Source organism: Vibrio sp. 1F279 (assembly GCF_041439815.1).
GTDB classification, from domain to species: domain Bacteria; phylum Pseudomonadota; class Gammaproteobacteria; order Enterobacterales; family Vibrionaceae; genus Vibrio; species Vibrio tasmaniensis_A.
On sequence record NZ_JBGOOU010000004.1, the window covers coordinates 90,574 to 113,800 of the forward strand.

The 23,227-nt window shown below is 43.5% G+C and carries 16 protein-coding genes; 4 read left to right on the plus strand and 12 right to left on the minus strand.

Annotated elements, in window-relative coordinates; translation table 11 throughout:
- The first annotated feature begins 86 nt into the window (after positions 1–86).
- Positions 87–338, plus strand: coding sequence for a hypothetical protein (locus ACED60_RS04860; protein WP_371727049.1), 252 nt, complete (start codon positions 87–89; stop codon positions 336–338).
- Between the two features lie 503 nt (positions 339–841).
- Here the strand turns inward: ACED60_RS04860 and ACED60_RS04865 are convergent.
- On the minus strand, positions 842–3,640 hold the full coding sequence (locus ACED60_RS04865) for an AAA family ATPase (protein WP_371727050.1): 2,799 nt from the start codon (positions 3,638–3,640) through the stop codon (positions 842–844).
- A 457-nt stretch (positions 3,641–4,097) separates the two neighbouring features.
- Between ACED60_RS04865 and ACED60_RS04870 the strand changes: the two genes are divergently transcribed.
- On the plus strand, positions 4,098–6,251 hold the full coding sequence (locus ACED60_RS04870) for a hypothetical protein (protein ID WP_371727052.1): 2,154 nt from the start codon (positions 4,098–4,100) through the stop codon (positions 6,249–6,251).
- A 456-nt stretch (positions 6,252–6,707) separates the two neighbouring features.
- Here the strand turns inward: ACED60_RS04870 and ACED60_RS04875 are convergent, their stop codons facing one another.
- From ACED60_RS04875 to gap, 8 genes are all read right to left on the minus strand, one after another.
- The gene (locus tag ACED60_RS04875; protein ID WP_371727053.1) at positions 6,708–8,285 is read right to left on the minus strand and encodes an alkaline phosphatase; all 1,578 of its coding nucleotides are present in this window, start codon (positions 8,283–8,285) and stop codon (positions 6,708–6,710) included.
- 193 nt (positions 8,286–8,478) lie between these two features.
- Complete coding sequence (locus ACED60_RS04880; protein ID WP_017099210.1) at positions 8,479–10,365, minus strand: BCCT family transporter; 1,887 nt, start codon at positions 10,363–10,365, stop codon at positions 8,479–8,481.
- A gap of 176 nt (positions 10,366–10,541) precedes the next feature.
- Positions 10,542–10,895, minus strand: coding sequence for a hypothetical protein (locus ACED60_RS04885; RefSeq protein WP_009848664.1), 354 nt, complete (start codon positions 10,893–10,895; stop codon positions 10,542–10,544).
- Between the two features lie 274 nt (positions 10,896–11,169).
- On the minus strand, positions 11,170–12,129 hold the full coding sequence (locus ACED60_RS04890; protein ID WP_371727054.1) for a ChaN family lipoprotein: 960 nt from the start codon (positions 12,127–12,129) through the stop codon (positions 11,170–11,172).
- Positions 12,130–12,204: 75 nt separating this feature from the next.
- Positions 12,205–13,020: a 23S rRNA (guanine(745)-N(1))-methyltransferase gene (gene rlmA / locus ACED60_RS04895; protein ID WP_012603500.1), complete on the minus strand. Its 816-nt coding sequence runs from the start codon at positions 13,018–13,020 to the stop codon at positions 12,205–12,207.
- A gap of 191 nt (positions 13,021–13,211) precedes the next feature.
- Complete coding sequence (locus ACED60_RS04900; RefSeq protein WP_009848661.1) at positions 13,212–15,248, minus strand: methyl-accepting chemotaxis protein; 2,037 nt, start codon at positions 15,246–15,248, stop codon at positions 13,212–13,214.
- A 325-nt stretch (positions 15,249–15,573) separates the two neighbouring features.
- The gene (locus ACED60_RS04905) at positions 15,574–16,458 is read right to left on the minus strand and encodes a D-hexose-6-phosphate mutarotase (protein ID WP_371727055.1); all 885 of its coding nucleotides are present in this window, start codon (positions 16,456–16,458) and stop codon (positions 15,574–15,576) included.
- A 243-nt stretch (positions 16,459–16,701) separates the two neighbouring features.
- The gene (gene gap, locus ACED60_RS04910) at positions 16,702–17,697 is read right to left on the minus strand and encodes a type I glyceraldehyde-3-phosphate dehydrogenase (protein ID WP_009848658.1); all 996 of its coding nucleotides are present in this window, start codon (positions 17,695–17,697) and stop codon (positions 16,702–16,704) included.
- A 358-nt stretch (positions 17,698–18,055) separates the two neighbouring features.
- Here gap and msrB point away from each other — a divergent pair, with 358 nt between their 5' ends.
- Positions 18,056–18,454: a peptide-methionine (R)-S-oxide reductase MsrB gene (gene msrB, locus ACED60_RS04915; protein ID WP_009848657.1), complete on the plus strand. Its 399-nt coding sequence runs from the start codon at positions 18,056–18,058 to the stop codon at positions 18,452–18,454.
- A gap of 179 nt (positions 18,455–18,633) precedes the next feature.
- Here the strand turns inward: msrB and ACED60_RS04920 are convergent, their stop codons facing one another.
- Positions 18,634–19,440, minus strand: a complete 807-nt coding sequence (locus ACED60_RS04920; protein ID WP_371727089.1) for a DUF2989 domain-containing protein — start codon at positions 19,438–19,440, stop codon at positions 18,634–18,636.
- A gap of 113 nt (positions 19,441–19,553) precedes the next feature.
- Between ACED60_RS04920 and ACED60_RS04925 the strand changes: the two genes are divergently transcribed.
- Positions 19,554–19,835 (plus strand): YeaC family protein, encoded by a 282-nt coding sequence (locus ACED60_RS04925; RefSeq protein WP_009848655.1) that lies wholly within the window; start codon positions 19,554–19,556, stop codon positions 19,833–19,835.
- A 148-nt stretch (positions 19,836–19,983) separates the two neighbouring features.
- Here the strand turns inward: ACED60_RS04925 and ansA are convergent, their stop codons facing one another.
- Both ansA and sppA read right to left on the minus strand, forming a co-directional pair.
- Positions 19,984–21,000: an asparaginase gene (gene ansA, locus ACED60_RS04930; RefSeq protein ID WP_012603507.1), complete on the minus strand. Its 1,017-nt coding sequence runs from the start codon at positions 20,998–21,000 to the stop codon at positions 19,984–19,986.
- A gap of 118 nt (positions 21,001–21,118) precedes the next feature.
- Positions 21,119–22,969: a signal peptide peptidase SppA gene (gene sppA, locus ACED60_RS04935; protein ID WP_371727056.1), complete on the minus strand. Its 1,851-nt coding sequence runs from the start codon at positions 22,967–22,969 to the stop codon at positions 21,119–21,121.
- Positions 22,970–23,227 lie beyond the last annotated feature (258 nt).

Consider the following 23,227-nt stretch of genomic DNA (forward strand, 5'->3'; position numbering starts at 1 on the left):
TTTTGGAGGATGATGTGGTTTTATATTATGGGTAACTCATTATGGTGCAAATTACTAAATATCATTTTTGAACCGAGAACGGAATTATGAGTAAAAAACAGTTGTTAGAAAAAAAACTGATTGAGGGGCTGACATACCATACCGCACATGCTGATGAGCTGGCTGCTGTATCATTGGAAGAGCTGGGCCTAGAACTTTCTGAAAGCGGTTACCAGACCGCAATGAAGAGAATTGAACCTCTGTTTGATGCAGCCGAACCAGGAACGCCAGAAGGTGACGAGCTTGAAAAGTTAGCTGTATTGGTTGAAGAGTATGAAGCAAAGCACTTTCCTTTTTAAGTTCAGCGGTGTTTTTCAAGATAGTTATCGTCACTTTAAGTCTAACGGGCTCCTATCGCAGAGTCCTTCTAGGTTAGAGGTATTGATTCATCAATTAGCCGAAAGGCAAGTTAAAGAGCCAGAGCTACAGCTAATATGCTTCTGTCTTACTTGTATTGCGACTGCCCTAGAACGGCTAACGTTATTATTACGCAACTTGTGTCATTCATGTAGTGTGATGAACTAAACACTGGCTCGAAGTGAGCTAGGACTCTGAACTTAAATCTCACTTATTGCAAAAAATGCAATAACTTAAAAATGCTCCAAAATGTTTTAGATAGAAAGCCCGGTAGTAGAATGCGAGTCATGGTTATTCCAAGCATAATTAATGTGACGCCCTCCAATCTTCTTAACTAGTTGCCTGCCTCCATTGATCAATGTGTTTAGATACGCTATCGCATGTTATAGGTGATCAAACTCACGCTACTTCAGTTTGGTTATGTGGATGCTTTTAGGTAGATGAATTAGATTCCATGATACTTTTTATATTTAAGGCCAGAGCCACAGGGGCACTTGTCATTTCTGCCTACTGTCCTAAAAACCTTTCTGATTGCTGTGTGCGACGCCTGATGTGCGAGTTGGGCTATATAGTTTGATTGGTTTTCAATTTCAAGACGTTGGTTACCGGTTAACCCGTCAAAATAAGGGGCTAGACGTCGCATCTCAACGGCGGCGTCATCGTGTTGCCCGCATAGCGCCAGTATCACCGCATACTGACTTCTAACCTGAACTAGCCTATTAACCAAGCCAGCCTTGTCCACAACAGGCAGCACGTGCTGCTCCATGACTTCCCGGGCGCCTTCATGGTCTTTCATAGCTATAAACTCATCAGCTAAATCCTGACCGACCCGCACCATGGATTCTGGGGCGCCGGCCATGTTGTAGAATTTCATAGAATGAATACGCACGAATGGCGTTGGTTTTCTCTGCTCTTCCCTATTAATGGCGTACAGTTCTAGGGCGTCGGCGAGATGTTTAAGATGTTCCTGAACGTCTACAGGTTTGTTGATAATTTCCCACAGCACATCTGCGTTTTTACCGATCACATCCCGTGGGTAGATACCGAGTATGCCGTAATAACCGTCAATCACTTTCCAGCACAGATCTTCCGCTTCTTTGTATCTATTTAGCTTCCACAGCGCGATAGCATAGTTATAGTCAAAAATGCGTTCATGTTCAGGATCGGACAATTTAGGACGGGCCTGTTCAACGATCCGCTGAACCTCGGGCTCATCACGGTTTTCTGCTGAGAATAATATTTTCTTCATTGCATAGGCAATTTCTTCGCGGTAACCAAACTCATGCTCAGCAAGAAGCGACTCCATGGCTTCAAATCGCTGAATGAGATTTTCAAGTCGCCCCTCCCTTATTTCAGCAAAAAGGAGTCCGTCCAAAGCCCAAAATTTTTCAACAGGTTCCAGCGCATCTGAAATCAGTGCATTCTCCAGACTTGTCAGTATATCGACGGTGATACCCATTTCATGAAAGAATTCCTCACCCGAAAGTGCGATGAGCGTCATAGCATCGTTGAGCTTAATATATACCTGCGTCAACAGGGAGAACCTTGATGTGTCGCGAGTTTTAAAAAGGCTCGCGACCAGCAAGTCTCTTAATGCTACCAGTGCTTTGTTAGCCACCTCTGGAGTCATAAGATCCAGATGCTGTAGTCCCAGAGCTCTGACGGCGTCATGGACTTTCAAGGTCTGGTTTCCAAAAACCTCAATAGTTCCAGTGGCCCGCATTTTCCTGAGAAGTGTGGCAGCACCTCTTTTGGAAACATCCAGAGAGTTAACCAGAAGCTCTGTAACTTCATCGGAGCTTAACCCCACATCAGCCAGGCTGAACAATGATAGGGAGTCCTGAATAAGTGGTTCGAATCCCTGATAAACACGGGCCAGAATCACTTCTTGTGCAGTCTCTACGTTATTTTCTTGCTGTTGGAGCTCAGTGCAGAGCGCATCGACATTACCTTCGTAGTCTGAGACCGCAATCTTCGTAGCGCTCTGGACATATAGTGGCAGGCCACCGGTATAAGTCCGAAGTTGCTCGTATCCCTGAGCAGTGGCAAAACCACCGAGATCATCCACTGCAGCGGCCAAAGTATCAATATCCCAACCTAGAAGTACCTCACGCCGTAGCCCCATAACAGCTTCCAGTTCGCGTATGTTGTCATGGGGTTGACACAGCAGGATAAAATTAATGCATTTAGTTGCATTTAATACCTCGCGTAGATTATCTACTGGAATACGATGCGCGTTATCTAAAACGAGCAATAGAGTGAATCCTTGTTGCTCTAAAAACGAGCCAAACGTTCTCAGTGCCTCGTAGCCACTGGCACCTGGTAGCAAGATTTTCCGCAGACCATCGTGATCCGATGTTGCAAACCTTGCAGCCAGTTCGCGAACTAGCGTGCTGGCTAAGGCTGGTCCCGGAAGGTCACCTACGTCATAGTAGGCACACAGCTCAGCGCAGTGTAGCGCCGCCTGTGCTGCCCACGCCGTCTTACCGGCTCCAGACAAACCACAAATGATACGAACACGGTCGCCAGATGTGAGCGATGGTTCCATTCTCTGCGGCCAGTAAAGATCCGGAGGCACAGGAAAGTCCTGTAACTGAACAATTAACTGTTCAAACAATACAGAAAGGTCAGTTACGTGAAAAACATGCTCTCTGTTCGAGGAGCCCCCTGTGGTGGCAAGTTGAACGAGCCCGGCCAGTTTCCACACTAGGGATTCCGGGGACAACAACGAGAAATTTAATTTCGCCGCTTCAGCGATACACCATGCTGCTGCGTCATCCAGAGACTCCCAAGCTGGCGGGAGTGCCGGGTAGCACTCAGTAAAGGGCTGAGGTGAGAGGAAAACAACATCCGAGGGAAGTTTTTTCTCGTCGATAGTCTTCTGGAGTTTAACGCCAGCACATTTGTTCGCCACTATGACAAATGAAGCCTCGCCTTTACGTTTTTCTTCAGAATGCTCTTTTCGAATGTGCTTAAAACGCCCAAGAGCGCCAGAAATATCGCTGGGCATCATTGGATTGGAGCGGGTCTTAACTTGCACATAGATTCGCCCGAGCCCAGTAATAAGCTCGATATCCTCATCAAGTTCAACCGACACAGCATCGATACCAGCCGTTGGAGCTAATAGTAAGCAACCAACGGCATATAGGTGTTGATACAGAAATCCTCTGTGTACAGCTTCGATTCGCCTTAGCTGTACAGTATCCAGAATATCTAGAGTGCGGGGCTCATCGCTTTCATGCATTACTATCTTCCTTATTCGGTTTTCTGTAACTAAATTAGCACTTTAATATATAGGAGTTAAGGTCATATCTAACAGAAAGGTGTTTAGAACGTTAGTGGCGATTCACTTCAGATAGGCAGGAAAGCGTCTCCCCTTTCCGTGCTTACTCTCATAAAATCTCAATCCTCAGCTGATTATTGTCGTTATGCATGATCTAATGGATCGTCCAAAGACAAGACTTGGTTTTATTACCGCGTGCTCATGATGTGCTGGAAGTAAAGATTGAAGACGACCAACGTATCAGTGTTAAAGCGCTGCCAAATGTTGAACAATTACTTGTCACAAGGCGTGAGCAACGCAGATATATTGAGCCTACTTCGCTTCATGATGGCGGAGTAATTTTCGATTATTTGACGAAAGCCCTTATATGAAACAAGGTTTGTGATACATTGCAAAAAACAGTTGGATAGAAAAATTCATGAAAATCAAAGTATCGAAAATCAAGAAAGATAGTATTTTCACTGACGAATATTTAGTGCTAACGCAGAACAACGAGTTAGATTTCGAGCGTAAGAAAGTATGTGTATTATATGGACCTAATGGTACTGGAAAAACAAGCTTATCCAAGGTCTTAAACCAAGACAAAGACGTAGAGTACACGCTTGACATTGGTGGTACAGAACATACCGAAAATAGTGATCCGATAGCTCATATCATATCAGACCAAAATGACAGAAACGTAATTCAAGGTGAGACTCAGGATTTTATCCTCGGCGAGGATATTAAAAGGGAATACCAACTTAAACAAAAACTGAACGATAGCTTTTCTTTACTGTTAGAAAAAGAACTTGTTGGCATCCTTAAGAAAAACTATCAAATAGCTAAAATGAGTACGAATTTTGATGAGCTCATTCTAGATAAAGACCTATTAGGTTACATAGCAGACATAGCAAATAGCCGATCCAGAGGTAAAAAGATAGATCGTGAAGATTTTATTGGTACAGTATATGGATACCAATTAGCAGATACGCCAGACTATGATGAAGCGAAACTAAGGTTTTTCATTGAGGATTTTGCTAAAAATGACTCGATCATTCGCGCTTTATCAAACTACAATTTCCAACTTGATGATAAAGAACAGAGCATAGTCAAACTTGAAGAGCAAAGCGAAGCTGTAATAATCCTAGAGAAATTCAATTATATAGATGAGTGTTTAGTCTGCGACCATCCTATTGATGTTGTAGCTAAACTAGCTCAGAAAAACCAACAATATGAACAAACATCCAATCAAATGGACGAACAAGAAAAAGAAATTGCGGAAAAGATCATCAATAATCTATCTCAGCCTGACTCGTTTAATATCAAAGATAGAGTTAGAATTGCTATAAAGAAATCTGATAAATCCTTCATTGAGGATCTAGTCGTTGAATTCAATAACTATAAATCAGTGTACTGGCAGCTTCTCAAACATGACTTTATAACAGCTTCAACTAATCACGCGTTACAAGAAGACTATGAAGCCTATCAAGCATTACTCAAGAATAAACCAACATTTGGAAGTGAAGACATATTGTTCATCGAACAGTTTCTAAATGAATCTCTTGAGCGTGAAATTTCACTAGAGCGTGATGCTAATAACAATATTAGACTTATGCTAGGAGGGAAAGATTTTCTAAACAAAAATCGCCAAGACCTTGAACTAAGTAATGGTGAGCAGAACTTCCTTTCACTCGCATTTGAACTCTTAAAAGCGAAAAACTCGGCATGTGAATTGATAGTACTTGATGACCCGATATCAAGCTTTGATTCCATTTACAAGAACAAACTAGCATATGCGATTTTAAGCTTTTTATCTTCCAAAAAGACTCTAGTCCTTACGCACAACACAGACTTAATTAAACTATTAGAGCATCAGGCAAAACAGTGCTTAAACTTGTACTACTTCAACAACGTAGTAGGCGAGAGTAACGGCTTTACGCCAATTAACCCACAAGAAATGTCGATTCTCTTGTACATCCATGAATTCTTAAACCTCTTAAGAGAGGATATAAAAACGGAAATTGATGATGAAAAACAATTTCTGATATCTCTCGTTCCGTTTATGCGTGGGTTTTGTCAAATTAGGGGATTGGTCGAAGAGAAGAACAAGTTAACTCAGTTAATGCATGGCTACTGTGATGAAACGATCAATGTTACAGAAATCTATGAGAAGCTATTTTCTGACAAAGTGCTAGGCACAGTTCATCAAGTTTCAGCAAAAGAAGTTGTTGGTTGGGATTATACTAAATTTAGTCCCTTAAAATCAGAGGCTTATCCTTTACTATCAAAAACATTAAGGCACACACTTACATATCTATATTTGAGGCTAAATGTTGAAAAAGTTTTAGTTGATACATATACCCTCAATACAAACAAACACGATATGTTATCTAATATCATTTTCGCTTCGTTTAAGGGGAATGAACGTGAAAAGATACAACATCGTGTCTTCTTCATGTCAAAGAAGACTCTTCTAAATGAGTTTAATCACTTTGAAATGGATATGAATATCTTTCAGCCTGCAATCGATATCACAGACAAAGCTTTAAACAAAGAGCGAGAGCAGATACTCAAGCGATTAAAGGCACTATGAATTAGATGATAGGCACCACAAGGGGGTCTATTTTTCATTTAAGTCTACTAGGAACTGCCGTCATGCGTCGACCACCTCAAATGGAAGGCCGCTTTCTTGTATAGCCGGGCTGGACGCTGACTTGTAATTAATTTCGAGATTTGCTTTGATCGATTGGATTGGCATAGTTGAGAATTTCGGGGTGACTTTCTCAGATTTTAGTTAGAGAAAGAGCTTTTTGTTGAGAAAGCCTTGAACCCATTGGTATTGCTGGTTTCTCTCATGATTCATAAAAACAAAAATTAATTCTTGTGAGCCTTGAATCACCCAAATCGCTAGTTATTCTAAAAACAGCCGCTCTTGAGCGGCTGTTTTGCTATTTGGCGTCGCCTAAATTTACTTAATTACTTAACTTAAAGGCTTAAAACAAAAAACGCCCCGTAGGGCGCTAAGTAAAACGAGTAAAAAAGATTCAGGCTAGTTTACTTGTTGTTTAATGTACTCACCCAGTTCTGAGTGGTGCATGATTTTTGAAACGGGCAGTATTTTCTCTGCTGGGCCCCAAGCAAACACGTTCACTGGTGTGTGAGTATGTGTACCTGTACCCCAAACGATGTTTTGACTTGTTGCCTGTTCACGAGCAAGCAAGTTTCCGCGGTCGTTATAAGGGAAGAATGCATCGAAATCGTTGATAGCAGGCACTTCTTCTGCCGATAAGTATTTGTGTTGAGCCAATCGGTATGGGTTCGGCTTACTCGCTAATACGTTTTTCGCTTGTTCAGCTGTAATAGGGAACTCACTATTCTTGTTGACGATCTCAGCCAGTTTTTCAGGTGTTTTCTGCGCTTTATCCAGCTTCTGAAATTCGCTGATCATGCCGTAGTAGCTTTGCTTTTGATTATATAAACCATCAAGAATATCGAATGCGCCAAAGTTGAAGTTAGGTGCATAGTCGCGGTCGGCGAAGGCTTCACCAGAACGTTTTTGTGGTTTTGGTAGGTCGTTAGAAGAGTAGCTGAAGCCAAAAGATCCTGTTTCGTGGTCTGCGGTCACAATCACGATCGTGTCTTCACGATCTTTTGCCCATTCATACACAGTTTGGATCGCTTCATCAAACTTGAGCAGTTCATGCAGCATAGTGCCGGCATCGTTACTGTGGCCTGCCCAATCTATTTGGCCACCTTCGACCATTAGGAAAAAGCCGTCTTCATCTTTGGATAGGATGTTGAGCGCTTTTTGTGTCATCTCTTTCAGGCTTGGCTGAGTTCGTTCGTCACTTTTTTCCTTGTTGCTGTAAGCGATGCCGTCATCCATGCCTGAGTAGGCGAACAGGCCAAGTAGCTTATCGCTTTTAGCATCTTCTAACATGCTGCGGTTAAATGCCAGTTGGTAGCCGTCTTTCTCTGCCTCTGCAAGAAGGTTACGGTCGTCTTTACGTTTTGATTTTAGGTAAACATCACCTTGAGTCAGTTTTTCAAGTTGCTTATAGGTTTCACCTTTGTCGTTGGTCGATTTAGGGATCCAATGACGTAGCCCTCCCGAAAGCATTACATCAACACCAGTTTCTAGCATGTCGTTAGCAATTTGGTTTTCTAGCGAACGGTGAGGTTGGTGAGCAGCAAATGCAGCAGGCGTGGCGTGAGTTAAGCGTGTATCGGACACGAGTCCCGTTGCTTTACCTGCCTTTTTAGCTTTCTCAAGAACCGTCTCAACATGATTGCCCTGAGAATCAATGCCAATCACTTCTGAACCACTGTAGATACCGGTTGCAAGCATGGTGGCTGAACAAGCAGAATCGACCACAATTGCATCTTCTGGGTGAGTCAGGGATGAACCAATAACCCCTTCTTGAGCAAGTTGATAAAGGGCGGTTTTGTTCCCTTTATAGATCGAGTTTGGTGCTTGGTTTGCGTAGGTTTCTAACAGGCCAACTTGTTGAGGTCCCATTCCATCGCCAATCATCAGGATGACGTTTTTTATTTCTGCTGAAAGTACGTTGAATGAAAGTGTTGAGGTTGCCACTGCGGCAATGATTGGTTTTATAATATGCTTCATTGGTTATCCCTTTTTATATAAGCGGGATGATTAGAACATCGATTTGTGTCAAAGTCGTTTCATATTTATTTCATCAATGTGAAATTGAGCAATAACTCCAATTTTTTGAAAAGCATAAAAAAAGACTCACATTTCTGTGAGCCTTTGTCGTATTTAGGAGGATCCAAATCAATGGACTGCGTCATGGCTAATGTCAAGCAAGCGGTAAGTCTGCAACCACCTGGTTGAACGTGATACGAGCATTCTGAGCTTGCTCAGATAACTCGATTTTTTTCGCTTGTGCGGCACTAAGATTACTCTCGGCCTGCTCAAGTGCTTGTTGTAGGTTCTCTGGTAACTCGTGAGTTTCCATTTGTGAACCTTGTTCTAACACATAAGCGCGAATTTCTTTCTTCACTGCGGCAAGTTCTGTGTAAGCAACTCGCTCAAGTTCTGCGGCCTCTTGCGCAGCATCTTTTTCTTTCTCAAATTGAGCCAGCGCCATACCTTCTGCAGACCAAGGGTCCATATCTGGTAGTTCTTCGATGTTGATCGTTGGCTCGATGTACGCGTCTTGATGGCGTAGGTCGAGGCTCGTTGCACGAACCGCTGAAATCATCAGCATCACAGAGATCACCAGTAGCGGTAAGCCACCAACTATTGCTGCCGTTTGTAGCGTACTTAGACCACCCAAGAACATCAGAATCGTTGGCAAGAACGACAGTGTGAATGCCCAGAACATACGGTTCCAACGCATTGGCTCTTCGGTCACGTTGTTCTGAACCACAGAAGCCAAAATGTAAGAAATCGAGTCGAACGTTGTCGCAGTGAAAATAATACACAACAGTGTAAATACGGCGATCACTAACGTGCTCATTGGCAGTTGTGCCAGCATTGAGAAAATCGCTTTGGTTGCGCCTTCTTCGTTTAGGATTGCAACGACATCTAGCTCACCAGATAACTGTAGGGATAAACCGTAGTTACCTAAGATCATGAAGAACAAGAAACAACCTAGAGAGCCAAAGAAAATTGAACCTGACACCATTTGTTTAATGGTTCTTCCGCGAGAGATACGCGCAACAAACAGGCCCATACTTGGTGCAAATACTAGCCACCATGCCCAGTAGAAAATGGTCCAGTCTTGTGGGAAGTGAGTGTTCTCAAAGGTACCGTAACCACCAAATGGTTCAGCCCACGTTGCCATCACGAAGAAGTTAGACAGTAGACGACCAATCGAGTCTAAACCTGTTTCTAGCATGAAGATTGTTGGACCGGCGATCAGAACGAAAGTCAGTAGACCCATTGCACCCCAGAAATTGATGTTACTCAGGATCTTGATGCCTTTTTCCAAGCCAGCATAAGAAGAGTAAGCAAAAATTGCCGTACAAACTAAAAGAACCATTGCTTGCGTAAGGTTGTTTTTAGGTAGACCGAATAGGTGATTCAGGCCTTCAGTGATGAGAGGTGCTGCTAAACCTAGTGTTGTCGCAGCGCCACCCAGTAGACCGAAAATGAATAGGATATCGACGATTTTTCCAGGTACGCCTTTACTGCGGTGTTCACCAAGAACAGGCATTAACGCACTAGAAATCTTTAGAACAGGCTGTTTACGCACATAAAAGAAGTAAGCGATAGGAATCGCTGGGATCAGGTAGATAGACCAAGCGATTGGTCCCCAGTGAAACAAACCATAAGTTGCCGCCCAACGAACCGCTTCTTCACTTCCGGGTTCTAGTTGGAAAGGCGGTGATTGGTAGTAGTAAGCCCACTCAATACAGCCCCAGTACAAGATACTTGCGCCGATACCACCACAGAAAAGCATTGCTGCCCATGATGCAGTTTTGAACTCAGGTTCTTCATCAGCTTCACCCAGTTTAATTTGTCCCATGTCACTGAACACAACGTAAACCATGAAGGCACAAGCAGCTAGGCCTAGAGCAAGATATAGAAATCCAAGTTGATCCGTCATGAATGTTTTCGCAACCGCAATCCAGTCTGCGCCCTGTGCTGGGAACAAAATGAGCGGGAAAACTATCGTGAGTAGGAGTGCAATAGCACCAAAGAAGGTAGGCTTATCAATAAGCTCAAAAGTGTTTTTCACGAGTATTATTCCATTAAAATGAGAGCGGAATTATGGAATGAACTCGTTTTTTAGACCAAATCAGGTCTGTTGTCGTGACGACAAATTGCTTCTATTCAATAAAAGGTAGGTAATGAAAGAATAGAGAAGCAGAGCTGTAAAGTTAGGCTAAAGCGAAATTAGGTTAAAGCAAAAAGTTAGACTAAAGCGATAAGGATGCCACCTACGGTAAGTGCCGCGGACAAGAATTGCCCCGCTGAATATGAGCCATCATCCTCTTCTTCAACCTTGTCTGGGTGGTCCATGCCTAATGCGCCGTGAGCGAACGATTCAACTTTATCGGTAACGGTTGCATTTTCCGCTTCGAATTTTTTGGATTCTTTATCGATTTGTTTAAGAGCAGATAATAGCGCTTTTCCTTCATCGGAAAGCTTAACGGTATTTTGTTCCACCTTGAGTGGAGCAGGCTTTTCAGCCTCGGTGCTTTTATTCTGTGCGTTCATTTTCGCAGGTGAATACAGCTGAGTATTACTCGTTCCTACTGGTGTCATATCGCTCTCCTTACCTATCCTTAAATATAGTATCGGCAGAGGTGTGAAAAACTTGTGCATTTAATCACCGTGGTGATGTTTTTTTATTCGCACATTGTTTTTTCGTCTGCTTAGTCAAACCGTCTAGTTATTAAGCAAATCTTGTGCCGATAAGGAATTTGAATGTTATATAGAGTTAGAGTGGATGATAGGAGCCAATGAAGCTCTGTCGATGGGCTAGTTATCTAGAATTAGCCCATCGTTTCGTTCTCTTATAAGAATGGATAAGAATGGTTTAGTCGCACTCTAGGCTAGCGCCGCGTTTAGATAGGTGTTTGTATGCCTTCATTCTGTTCTCTTTTTTAACAAAGCGAGCGGGTGGAGAAAGCACTTTGAGCTGGTAGTCACTGCTATCTGAAGCGATTTCCTTAACTGGGCTGATAATCGCAATTTTTAGATCGGGATTGCGACGCAGAATCGATGCAGCTGTGCCTAAACCATCTTCTGTATGGAACTTGCCAGCAACATGAATCACTTGCTGATCTGGGTTGGATGTTAGGTAACCGACAATCGACTCCGCCATGGTTTCATCCCATGTTACTTGAGCGGCAAACTGCTTTTCTGTTTGCTCTGGCGTGCCGTGATGCATCGAAGCCATGAATTTGTCTTTGTAAGGGCTATCGCCAGTATCCACTTCTGAAGCAATCCATTGACGTTGTTCCGTCGTTAGCTGATCTAGATAGGCTAATCCCTTACGGCCAATGCATTGTACGAAGGGTTTTGGTGCGTTTGCCGCAATGATATCGACGTCATTGGCTTTAGCAAACTCAACCAGTGCGCGATAATCACTTTCGTAGTTTGGCCAAGCAGCCGCTTGAGACATAAGAATTTGTTCGCCAATTTCATCATTGATATATTGGTTTAATGTGTCTTGATGTTCTCGAGTGAACTGTTCCATTGAAAGCGCGATGTTTGATGTGGCGTTGCGACGTGCTTTTAAGAAATCGGTTTGGAAGCGATGGATTGCCGAGTGAGTGTGCCATTCGCCAATAAGAACCACATCAGCGTCAATCAGCTGTTTAGGTAATGCATCGAGAGAAAGCGTTTCGCCTTGTGGAGAAGCAAACTGGTAGTCATAGAATGTGGAAACGGCTTGCGTTTGCGTGTTAGCCACTTTTTGAGAAGTGCTGTTTGAAGGTTGATTAGCACAAGCTGTAAGCAGGATCGCTAATCCGATAAGAATAATACGTTGCATGAAATGCCTCCTTGAAGAACACGCATACTAAAGGAGGCAAGATGAGATTTCAATGCAAACGATAATCAATATCAATTAAAGTTGTTTGCGGTACACTCGTAGCATAAAGTCAGCTTCACAGTTGAATTGCTTTGAATCGGTGAGTTGTTGTTTAAATTCTTCACTCGCTTTCCAAGCAAACGGCGTCATCTGTAGCAGGTCGAATGCGTCTGACCCCGATAGTTCCATCATATAGTTTAGTTGCTCTTGGTGCTCAAGAGTAAAACCTTCGATCATCTCTGGATCTTCATCGTGCAAACGAACGCCATCATAAATCGCATCACGCAGCTGATAAAGGTGTCGGCTAGCAGGGGTCACGGTGATCACCACACCATTGTCTTTGATCGTGCGTTGCAGCTCTTCTGCCTTACAAGGCGCGTAAATGCGTAGAATGCCGTCTAAGCTGTTTTCAGAAAAGGGTAGGCGATGGCTCGAAGCGACTGAGAAGTCGACCGCTGGATAGCGTTTAGCGGCATATTTGATAGCAATTTTAGAGATATCGAGACCAAAAGTAGCGCCATTCTTTTCGTGAAGGTTTACCGCAATTTCATTGGTGTAATAACCTTCACCACAACCGATATCTAATAGGCTAGGGGTTGTTTCTGGCAGATAGCTAGCGCATAAACCAACAACGGCTTGGCGCATTGGATCGTAGTGGTTGCCTTCAAGGAAGCGGCGACGAGCCTGCATCATCTCTTTGTTGTCACCTGGATCTTTTGAGCGTTTGTGGTGTGCTGGCATCAAATTAACATAGCCTTCTTTCGCTAGGTCGAACTGATGGTTCTTTTCACACTTAAACGTACGATCGTTTTGAGATAAAGGTTGGTGACACAAAGGGCATTGGTAAGTCATTGCGAACTCGAGGTAGAAATTTCAAGTCCAAAATTTTAACAGGAAGCATTGTGGGGCGCTAGAATAAACGCAGCTGTCTTGGTTTACGGCAATTAGTGAAGATACAGAGGCTGTCAGTGAAGAGATAGAGCCAACGTATGGTTGGCTCTATTGGTCATGAGCAAGTCACATAGAAACAGTGAACTCGGCTTCTAGCTAAAGAAGTTAACTTGGTTCTTTAACGACTCAGCTTGTTTTTGAAGTTCATCAGCACTGTGAGAAGTCTTAGCGCTGGTTTCACGGCTTTGCTGGTTCAAATCGCTGATCGCATGCGCGTTCGCTGCTATTTCTTGAGAAACCTGAGCTTGCTCTTCTGATGTCGCAGCAATGGTTTCAGCTTGAGAGGCAATAGATTCAACTTGAGAGGCAATCGACTCTAGGGCTGTGCCTGCTTCTTGCGCTTTATCAAGTACTTGGTTGGCATTTGATTGGCTTTGTGTCATCAGGTTCACGGCATTGTTAGTTGAAGATTTCAACTTCTCGATGATGCTCACTACGTCTTGTACTGACGTTTGTGTACGATGAGCCAATGTTCTTACTTCGTCAGCGACCACGGCAAAACCACGCCCCTGATCCCCCGCTCGCGCTGCTTCTATTGCAGCGTTCAACGCAAGTAAGTTGGTTTGTTCTGCGATGTCATCAATCATTTTGGTGACGGTTTGAATGCTTTCGCTATCAGAACTCACTTGCTCGATGGCCGATGCTGATTTGTCTAATTGATCATTTAGCTGGGCAACATCAATACACACACCTTCAACGACTTCTAAACCTTTCTGGCTGTCTTCATTTGCAAGGCGAACATTTTCAGCAATGCTATTCACTTGCTGCGCTACAGATTCTGCCGAGGTAGCCATCTCTTCAATAGCGGTAACGACTTGCTCAACCTGTGCTTGTTGGCGGTCAGATTGGCTCAGATTGTGGCTAGCATCCTGTGACACACTGCTAGAGCTGTTTTGTACTTGATCACTGGTCGTACGAATTTCTCCAACGAGTGTATTCAATTGAGCAGCCATATTCGCAACGCCGGTATTTAGGTTGCTGATTTCATTCTTAGTCTGTTTGCCGTTGTTTGGAATATGTAAGCTGACTTCGCCTTTTCCTAAGCGCATCATGTATTCGTTTAAAGTCGTTAACGGCGTCAACGTACGGTTCAATACGAGCGTTAATACGACGATGGTAGCGGCGGCAATCAAGGTCGCGATTATCGCGATAAGTTTCAGCAGTTCGTCGCTGCCTTTAGTGACTTCATTAATAAATGTGCCGCCAAGTAGTTTCCAATTCCACCCCGGGACTTCGGTATAGACGAGGTATTTTTCGCCCACTGTTCCTTGATACTCAAAAGGGTAGAGAATCAAGCCGGATGGCTGCTCAAAGAGCTGATAGAAAGGTTTGTTACCGTCGTAGTCGGCAACATCCACAATAGATTTATCACCTCCAGCATTAGTAGGGTGCAGTAAGTACTGGCCTTGATGCTCTTCTTCATTGTCAACGATGATGGTATAGCCAGTATCGCCCCATGAGACAGAACGCAATGACTCGAACAGGTTTTGTGTCGCCTCTTCTACGGGTAGACCAATGAAAGAGACACCGTTAACTTTGCCTTGTGCATTCGTTAAAGGCGCGTAGTAGGTAATGTAGCGTTGGCCGAAGAGCTTCACTTGCGCGTAATAAGCTTCGCCATTTTTGAGTTTGTTATAGCCAGGATGATCCTTGCCTAACGTTGTGGCAACAACACGTTCCCCTGACGGTTTTTTAAGAGAAGTAGACACGCGAATAAAGTCATCGCCAAATGGGGCAAATAGGGTTGCTACAGCGCCGGTGTCGCGAGTAAAGCTATCAACGAGTTTAGTGTCGTTGATTAGGCTCTCACCATATTGAGTCAGGTTAGGAATGGAATGACCGTTGAACTCAACGTCGTAATTCTCAACATAAACACCTGCTAGGTAACCGTTACGAAAGGTCGATTCTAAAACTTTGGCGGTATGCAGGTAGGCATCGAATTGGCCAGATATGGTTTTGGCCATCGCTTCTACTTTGGATTGGTGTTCCCTTAACGTGTTGTCTAATAATACTTGTGAGGCATTGCGATACACGAGCGTTGCGATAGAGCCAAAGGCGATAAGTAAGCACAGCAAAATGACCAGCTTAAGTTGGAAGCCAACACTTTGATTTTTGTATTTCTCGAACATGAATTCACTATCCTGTCTTCATTGAGGTGTTGTTAAGTGGTTTTAGATAAGTTTGTTATTAAGGCTCCTATCATAAGAAGTTATTTATAGGCAGTAATTGATAAGAATTAATGAATTGATAGTTATATTTATAAATTATGGCGTATGAGATATGAAATGTAATTTGGAATGTATTTGAATCAGAGTAGATAAACTTTGTCTGCGTTAACTTACAAACTGGTCATGGGAATAGAGATAGAGATGGAGATAGAGTGGAGAGGGTTAGGGGCAATAAAAATGCAGCTCATGGGCTGCATTTTCGTATCTAATTGGCGTAGCTTTAAGTTTATTTCGAAGCAATCACTGTAATCAGCTGGTGGCTTTCGCCAGGCTGTAACGTTTTGCCTGCTTCTAGGCTTGGTGCGTGCAGTGTTGACTCGACACACATCATGGTTAGATAACCGTCGTCTTGCATGTCGCCCATACCTGCAGCCCCTTCCGCCCACGGGTTCCAAAGTACCGCAGAGTTATGACCGTGGTTTTCAACCGTTAGTGTGCGATCCAGCTTTTTGTCAGCAACAAAGATTTGCGCTTCTGGTTGCGTGTAAACGCGGTCAATCGTGTCAGTCAGTAACAGTTCAGCACCACCTTGGCAGATCTTGCCACCTTGTAGGCTATCAATGTACTCAGCACCCATACCCGTTGTGGTTGTGTTGTGAATATCGCCAACGTTTAGGTAAGTGTGCAGTGCACCAGAGAAAGTCCATGGCTGAGAATCAGTGTTCTTCACGTCCAGCGTTACTTTTAGCTGCTCGCCGATCTCAACATTCAAACGTGCATCAAACTGATGAGGCCATACTGCTAGCGTCTCTTCGCTTGGCTTCAGACCTAAGCTAACAATCACGCCAGCTTCGCTTTCACGGTGCTCAACCAATTGCCATTCGCTTGAACGTGCAAAACCATGTGCTGGGGCTGCAATGCGACCAAACCAAGGCCAACATACTGGAATACCACCACGCAGAGCCGTTTTGCCATCGAATTTAGCTTGTTGGCTCATCCAAATTAGGTCTTCTTGACCTTGCGGTTGGAATGATACGACATGACCGCCAAACAACGAAATCGCTGCGTTTGCTTTATCGTGGATAACACGAACTAGTTTTACACCTTCGTGCTCAACGATAGTGACGTTGTCAGAAAGTACCGCCAGTGCAGGTAGAGTAGATAAATCCATTACATGATCCTTCTAAGGAAATTGAATTCAAATGCTGACTAGAACTAGGGTGCTTGTGATTTTATGAGTGACAAGCAGAGTCAGTATTGGAATTGAATTTCAGTGTTTTGGTGATCGGGATTGAAGTCGGAAGTTGTTTAAAAGATAGCAGGTATTAAAAAGGCGACACTAAGGTCGCCTTTTTCAAAGTCTGCTCAAAACAGTCTTCGCTAATGCTTATCTAAAGCTATTTCTAAAAAGAAATTACTTAGAGATGTGAGCGATTAGGTCTAGAACTTTGTTTGAGTAACCGATTTCGTTGTCGTACCAAGATACAACTTTAACGAATTTGTCAGTTAGAGCAACACCAGCTTTAGCATCGAATACTGAAGTTTGAACTTCACCGATGAAATCTTGTGATACTACTTGGTCTTCAGTGTAACCAAGAACGCCAGCCATTTCGCCTTCAGAAGCTTCTTTCATTGCAGCACAAATTTCTTCGTAAGATGCAGCTTCTTTTAGGTTAACAGTTAGGTCAACTACAGATACGTTAGCAGTTGGTACACGGAAAGCCATACCAGTTAGAAGGCCGTTTAGTTCTGGAAGAACAACGCCTACAGCTTTAGCAGCACCAGTTGAAGATGGGATGATGTTTTGAGAAGCACCACGGCCACCGCGCCAGTCTTTAGCAGAAGGGCCATCTACAGTTTTTTGAGTTGCTGTAGTAGCGTGAACTGTAGTCATAAGACCAGACTCAATGCCCCACTTATCGTTAAGTACTTTAGCGATAGGTGCAAGACAGTTAGTAGTACAAGAAGCGTTAGAAACGATGTCTTGACCAGCGTAAGATGCTTGGTTAACGCCCATTACGAACATTGGAGTTGCATCTTTAGAAGGACCAGTAAGAACTACTTTCTTAGCGCCAGCAGTGATGTGCTTACGTGCAGTCTCGTCAGTTAGGAAAAGACCAGTTGCTTCAGCAACTACGTCTACTTCGATAGCATCCCACTTAAGGTCTTCTGGGTTACGCTCAGCTGTAACACGTACAGTTTTACCGTTAACGATTAGGTTACCGCCTTCAACTTCAACAGTACCGTTGAAACGGCCGTGAGTTGAGTCGTACTTAAGCATGTATGCCATGTACTCTACGTCGATTAGATCGTTAATACCTACTACTTCGATGTCTGCACGCTCTTGAGCTGCGCGGAATACGAAACGGCCGATACGGCCAAAACCGTTAATACCTACTTTGATAGTCATTGTAGTTGCTCCACAACTTAATTTCTGATTAAAGATAACTGGTAGTAAAATTACAGAATCCAGTATACATCTGCAATAGATAATCCGACTTAACTTGTTTAATGTCAAAAAAAAGCGACGCTTTTCTTAACAATTGGGTGTAAGTGGTTGAAAATTGACCATTGCGAGTGGCTCTGTACCCTTCCAGTTGGGTAAAATACCTCTAAATGATGATTCACTTATGAGTGTATATGTACAATGTTTCCTGGTGAGAAAGTATGTGCTACAAAACGACTCATATGCAAGCCTTTATAGAAAAAAGTAAATATAATAACTGATAATGTGGAGAGATATTAACGTGATTCAAAAGGGAGGAAATATGATAAAGCCTGATGAATACTGGCGTGAACGCCTAACGGACGATGAATTTTCTGTGTGTCGTCAACGTGGTACCGAAGCCCCATATAGCGGTAAGTTACTGCACAACCATAAGACGGGTGTCTATAGCTGCACATGCTGTGAAAGCCCTTTGTTTCTGTCGGATAACAAATATGATTCAGGGTGCGGTTGGCCAAGCTTTGATGCCCCAGTGAATGATGAAGCAGTACGCTATATAGAAGATCTAAGTCACGGAATGAAGCGTGTAGAGATCCGTTGTACCGCTTGTGATAGCCATTTAGGTCACGTTTTTCCTGATGGTCCGAAGACAACCGGTGAACGGTTCTGTGTTAATTCTGTGTCGTTAATTTTCAACAAAAATGACGAAACTACCAAATAACTTGTCACAATTGTCTAATCCTTACAGGCGTATTTGTTGATTGAGTGGTACTGAACTGCCCAGTAGCTCAGTATTTCAGAGTTATTTCTAGCACAAACGAAAACAGCTACCATCATGGTAGCTGTTTTTTTGAAAGCTCGTGAATAGAACGTTTGGACTAGAAAACGAGAACTGTGCGATCAGTAACGAGGGACGATTGAAGAGCTGTAAACCTCATCTTCAATAGCTTCTACTATATTGTCCGCGTCTTGATTCAGTTGTTCGTATGTTGACTCATCGAAACGGTACAACACGGTAAGTTCTGCTTCAGAAGCAATAGGCACATCAAAGTTCTTGGCAACCATTGCCCAGACGTACGCTTTTTCCATATGACCTAGGCTGTGGTTGATACTCGCCATCGATTTGAAGATCTCGGTGTTGACCTTCGAACCATTAGAAAGTGTTAACGCATTGTTGAGTAGCTTAAGCGTCTTTTCATGGTCACGGGTAGTATAAAAAGTGGCTAGCGCATATTGCATCTCTGCTGTGTTTAATGCTTCTGTCCCTTCTAATTGCAGGAAACTGCGTCTTGCGTTGGTATCCCCAGTTTGTGACCACATAAAATAAAGCGTTTCCGGGGTATTTGATCGCGAGAGTTCGTCAACAATACGTTCAGACTCTTCGATACTATTCATTAAGGAGATGAAGCGACGTTCTTGAAGTTTGGATTGATCAATCGTTTCGATCTGTGCAGCAAGCTCTAGACACTTTTTGTAAGTAGTGACTAATTCGAATTCTTTAATCTTATTGGTATCGCTGGGGTTTTCTTTTGCTTCAAATCGATGCCAGACGAGGTCGGTACGTGCGACACGGCACTGTCCGTCGTTCATATTTAACTTTTCACACTGAAGCCACGGGTTGCTTTCGCACAATTGAGCGGTATTTTTGTTCCCGTCAAAACACCCAACCAGAGTGAAAGGCAATAGGCTTAGTACCAACCATTTCATAATTTTCATATTCCTTCACTTGTGATCAAATACACTTATTTTCAGTCAGGTTCTTGACTCAATTCTGATACGGGTTATTTTCTGGTGAAAATTGTTAAAACTAAGGCCTTACCATGGATGCAGAACAACTTCTTAGCGCAATGACCCCCGAGGTCTACGAACGTTTAAACTATGCAGTTGAAACGGGGAAATGGCCAGAAGGAACGGCGCTCTCTAAAGAACAGCGCGACTCGTGTATGCAGGCGGTTATGTTGTATCAATCGAAACATAACTCTGAAGCTCAACATATGACAATTGCAGCCGGCGGAGAAATTAGCTTTAAATCAAAGTCTGAACTAAAGAAGCAGTTTAAGTCCGACCAAGAAGATATTGTTAGAGTTAATCCTAATCATTAGGCTTAAATTACAACAAAGGGGTGGCACAGTGCCACCCCTTTTTTACTGTTAAGCTGTTTATTTATAAACAATAATACGATTTAGTTCAGGTTTACGTGAGGGGCTTGATTAAAGGTAAGCCCTCGGCTAAACGAATCGCAGGATAGGCTTATAAGCTCATCTCACCGCGTAACACTTGTTGCATTTGAGCCTTCACTTCTTCGTAGCTTAAATCTTGGCTCAATAGATAATGTAATTTCGCCAGTGCTGCTTCTGGTGTCATATCGTAACCACTGATAACGCCCGATTCTGCTAGTGCACAACCCGTCGCGTAACCACCCATGTTGACTTTACCTGCCAAACACTGAGTTAGGTTCACCACAATCACACCTCGTTCTGAGGCATCTTTTAAGTGTTGAAGTAGCTCTTGATTTTGCGGTGCGTTACCAACACCAAAAGTAAGCAGAATCATTGCATTTACAGGCTGTAGTAGCGTGTTGCGAATCACTTCATGCGAGATTCCTGGGTACATTGTAATTACACCGATGGGTTGCGGAGTAATGTTATGAACCTTGAAAGCACCTTCAGGTTGTTCGTTTACCTTAACGTTATTGCTGATCTGGATATTGATACCCGCTTCTAGCAATGGAGTTAGGTTTGGGGAGGTAAACGCATTGAAGCCATCAGCGTGTGATTTTGTACTGCGGTTACCGCGCATCAACTTGTTGTTGAAGAACAGTGTCACTTCGTTGATCGGGTAGTTCGCTGCAATGTGCAGAGCATTAAGCAGGTTTGCTTGTCCGTCTGAACGTAATTCTGCTAATGGGATCTGAGAGCCCGTAACAATCACAGGTTTGCCGAGGTTTTCTAACATGAATGACAGAGCTGAGGCGGTGTAAGCCATGGTGTCTGTACCGTGCAGGATAACGAAACCATCGTACTTATCGTAGTTCGCGCGAATATCATCAGCGATAGTCTGCCAATCAAGTGGCGTCATATCTGAAGAGTCCATTAATGGAGAGTATTCATGAATGGTGTACTCAGGCATTTCTGGGCGATGGAATTCAGGCATGCCAGCTAGCTGCTTATCCATAAAACCTGCGACTGGGACATAGCCGTGGTCCAAAGACTTCTGCATGCCAATTGTGCCGCCGGTATACGCGATATAGATGTGTTTTCTTTCCATGGCGATTAATACTTAGTGTGATATAGGGAACAGGGGGGCGATTATAGCGAATTATCATGCAATAAAAAGAGGCGCCTCACACAGAGGCGCCTCTTGATAACAAAGCGTTGAGCTTATCTTATTGAACTTGGCAGTTTAAGCAAAAAGCATATCGGCCTTGTGGGTCGTTAAAGTTACCTAACAGTTGGCTATCTTGAGCTAACTGTTGAGTAACAGGCTGTAAACTGCTTGGAATCATTGACTGAATATCAAGGCCTATCGACATCTGAACTTGGTTCATAAATTCTTGAATAAATAGCTCAGTGGCTGAAAGAGGCTCTTCTACCCAGTAGATATTGTAGGTTTCAAGCTCTGCAAGTGAAGCTGCAGCTGTAATCGCATCATCAAAATCACCAATTTCATCGACTAGACCTTTCTCGATTGCATCTTGCCCTGTCCATACTCGGCCTTGAGCAATCTTGTCGACAGCATCGACTTCCATGCCACGGTTTTCTCCAACTAGGCTAATGAATCGGCGGTAACCGTTTTCAATGCCCATTTGGAAAGCGTCTTTCGCACCTTCGCTTAGTCCAGTTGTAATACCAAGACCAGAGAAAGGCGACGTACCAACGCCATCGGTGTAAACGCCGATATCGTTCAAGCCTTTCTCAAAGGTCGTGATAACACTGAAGATACCGATCGAGCCTGTTAGTGTGGTTGGTTGAGCCAAAATCTTGTCTGCGCCCATCGAGATCCAATAACCACCAGAAGCAGCCAGGCTAGACATAGAAACCACAACAGGTTTACCTGCTTGCTTGATCGCTTCTATTTCATTGCGGATAACTTCTGAAGCAAATGCGCTACCACCTGGGCTGTCTACACGAAGTACAACCGCTTTTACTTTGTCGTCGTTGCGCGCTTGGCGAAGTAGGGCGGCCGTGGTATCACCACCAACGGTGCCACGTGGCTGCTTGCCATCCATAATTGCGCCGCTAGCGACAATTACAGCGACATCGTGCGATTCACTTGTTAGGTCAGGAAGCATGGTTGTACGGTACTCGTAGTACCCCAACGCGTTATAGCTGTCTTGACCGTCACTGCCGAAGACGTCTGCGAGCTCTAGACGAACTTGTTGGCGAGTTGCCAGTTCGTCAACTAAACCAAGCTTCTCTGCCAGTTTTGCGATATCGCCATCAACCGACTCAAGGTCTTTTAAGAAAGAGTCCATGCTTGGGTTCAAGGTTTTAGCATCGATCTGGCGGTTGTTGCTTACGTCATCAACGTATGCTCCCCACAGTTGACCTAACCAACGAGAAGCTGACTCTTTCGCTGCGTCTGACATATCGTCGCGAATGAAAGGTTCGATTGCAGACTTATAAGTACCGACGCGGAATACATGTGTATTTACGTCAAGCTTCTCTAATAACGTTTTGTAGAATAGCGAGTAAGCACTGTAGCCTTTAAGAAGAACCCCACCATCTGGTGATAGGAAGACTTTAGTTGCGTAGCTGGCTAGGTAGTATTGGCTTTGGTTGTAAAAGTCACCCACCGCATAAATTGGTTTGCCTGTTGCTTTGAACTCGTTGAGTGCTTTAGCAATGTAGCGAAGCTTGGTCAGATTGGTTTCTGGCAACTCTTTCAGGGCTAAAACGATACCAGTAACGTTGTCATCGTCTTTGGCGTAGCGAATCGTTTCAACAATATCAAACAGGACGTTCTCTTTTGGAAGGTCTTTGCCAAGTAGTGAACCCGTGACTGAATCCATCGGATTGATATAGCGACTTTGCTCCACGATAGGACCAGACAGGTTAAGTACTAAAGCCGATTCCTGTGGAACAGTGGGCTGAGTTGTGTCTGAGTGGAAGTATACAAAGTAGATGATGGCGATACTGAGTAAAAAGAAGAGGTTAACGAGCGCAAGACGCACAAACGTGATGAGCTTCCAAATCCCTTTAAAGATCATACCTATAAATTTGAATATCTTTTTCATTATGTCTCCGCAGTGAGATCACGTGGCTTTAACAAGCAACAGTACTATTAATCTCAATAATATGAACTGCTTAGTATCCTACGATAATTCCCTAGCTCAAACTACACCAAGAATTGTTAATCGATATATATTCTCATTAAGTGTAGACAAATTAAGGGTTTCTGAACGATTAATACCTTCAGCATTATGATCGGTGTTACAAAAATGTAAACGGTTGTTTGAACTTTTGGTGATTGAGTTATATTGTGGTCAGACCAC

Coding starts and splice junctions, on each gene's coding strand:
- ACED60_RS04925 (WP_009848655.1), top strand. CDS start 19,554: ATGGATGCAGAACAACTTCTTAGCGCAATGACCCCCGAGGTCTACGAA.
- gap (WP_009848658.1), bottom strand. CDS start 17,697: ATGACTATCAAAGTAGGTATTAACGGTTTTGGCCGTATCGGCCGTTTC.
- ACED60_RS04890 (WP_371727054.1), bottom strand. CDS start 12,129: ATGCAACGTATTATTCTTATCGGATTAGCGATCCTGCTTACAGCTTGT.
- sppA (WP_371727056.1), bottom strand. CDS start 22,969: ATGAAAAAGATATTCAAATTTATAGGTATGATCTTTAAAGGGATTTGG.
- ansA (WP_012603507.1), bottom strand. CDS start 21,000: ATGGAAAGAAAACACATCTATATCGCGTATACCGGCGGCACAATTGGC.
- ACED60_RS04875 (WP_371727053.1), bottom strand. CDS start 8,285: ATGAAGCATATTATAAAACCAATCATTGCCGCAGTGGCAACCTCAACA.
- ACED60_RS04870 (WP_371727052.1), top strand. CDS start 4,098: ATGAAAATCAAAGTATCGAAAATCAAGAAAGATAGTATTTTCACTGAC.
- ACED60_RS04905 (WP_371727055.1), bottom strand. CDS start 16,458: ATGGATTTATCTACTCTACCTGCACTGGCGGTACTTTCTGACAACGTC.
- ACED60_RS04885 (WP_009848664.1), bottom strand. CDS start 10,895: ATGACACCAGTAGGAACGAGTAATACTCAGCTGTATTCACCTGCGAAA.
- ACED60_RS04900 (WP_009848661.1), bottom strand. CDS start 15,248: ATGTTCGAGAAATACAAAAATCAAAGTGTTGGCTTCCAACTTAAGCTG.
- msrB (WP_009848657.1), top strand. CDS start 18,056: ATGATAAAGCCTGATGAATACTGGCGTGAACGCCTAACGGACGATGAA.
- ACED60_RS04860 (WP_371727049.1), top strand. CDS start 87: ATGAGTAAAAAACAGTTGTTAGAAAAAAAACTGATTGAGGGGCTGACA.
- rlmA (WP_012603500.1), bottom strand. CDS start 13,020: ATGACTTACCAATGCCCTTTGTGTCACCAACCTTTATCTCAAAACGAT.
- ACED60_RS04920 (WP_371727089.1), bottom strand. CDS start 19,440: ATGAAATGGTTGGTACTAAGCCTATTGCCTTTCACTCTGGTTGGGTGT.
- ACED60_RS04865 (WP_371727050.1), bottom strand. CDS start 3,640: ATGCATGAAAGCGATGAGCCCCGCACTCTAGATATTCTGGATACTGTA.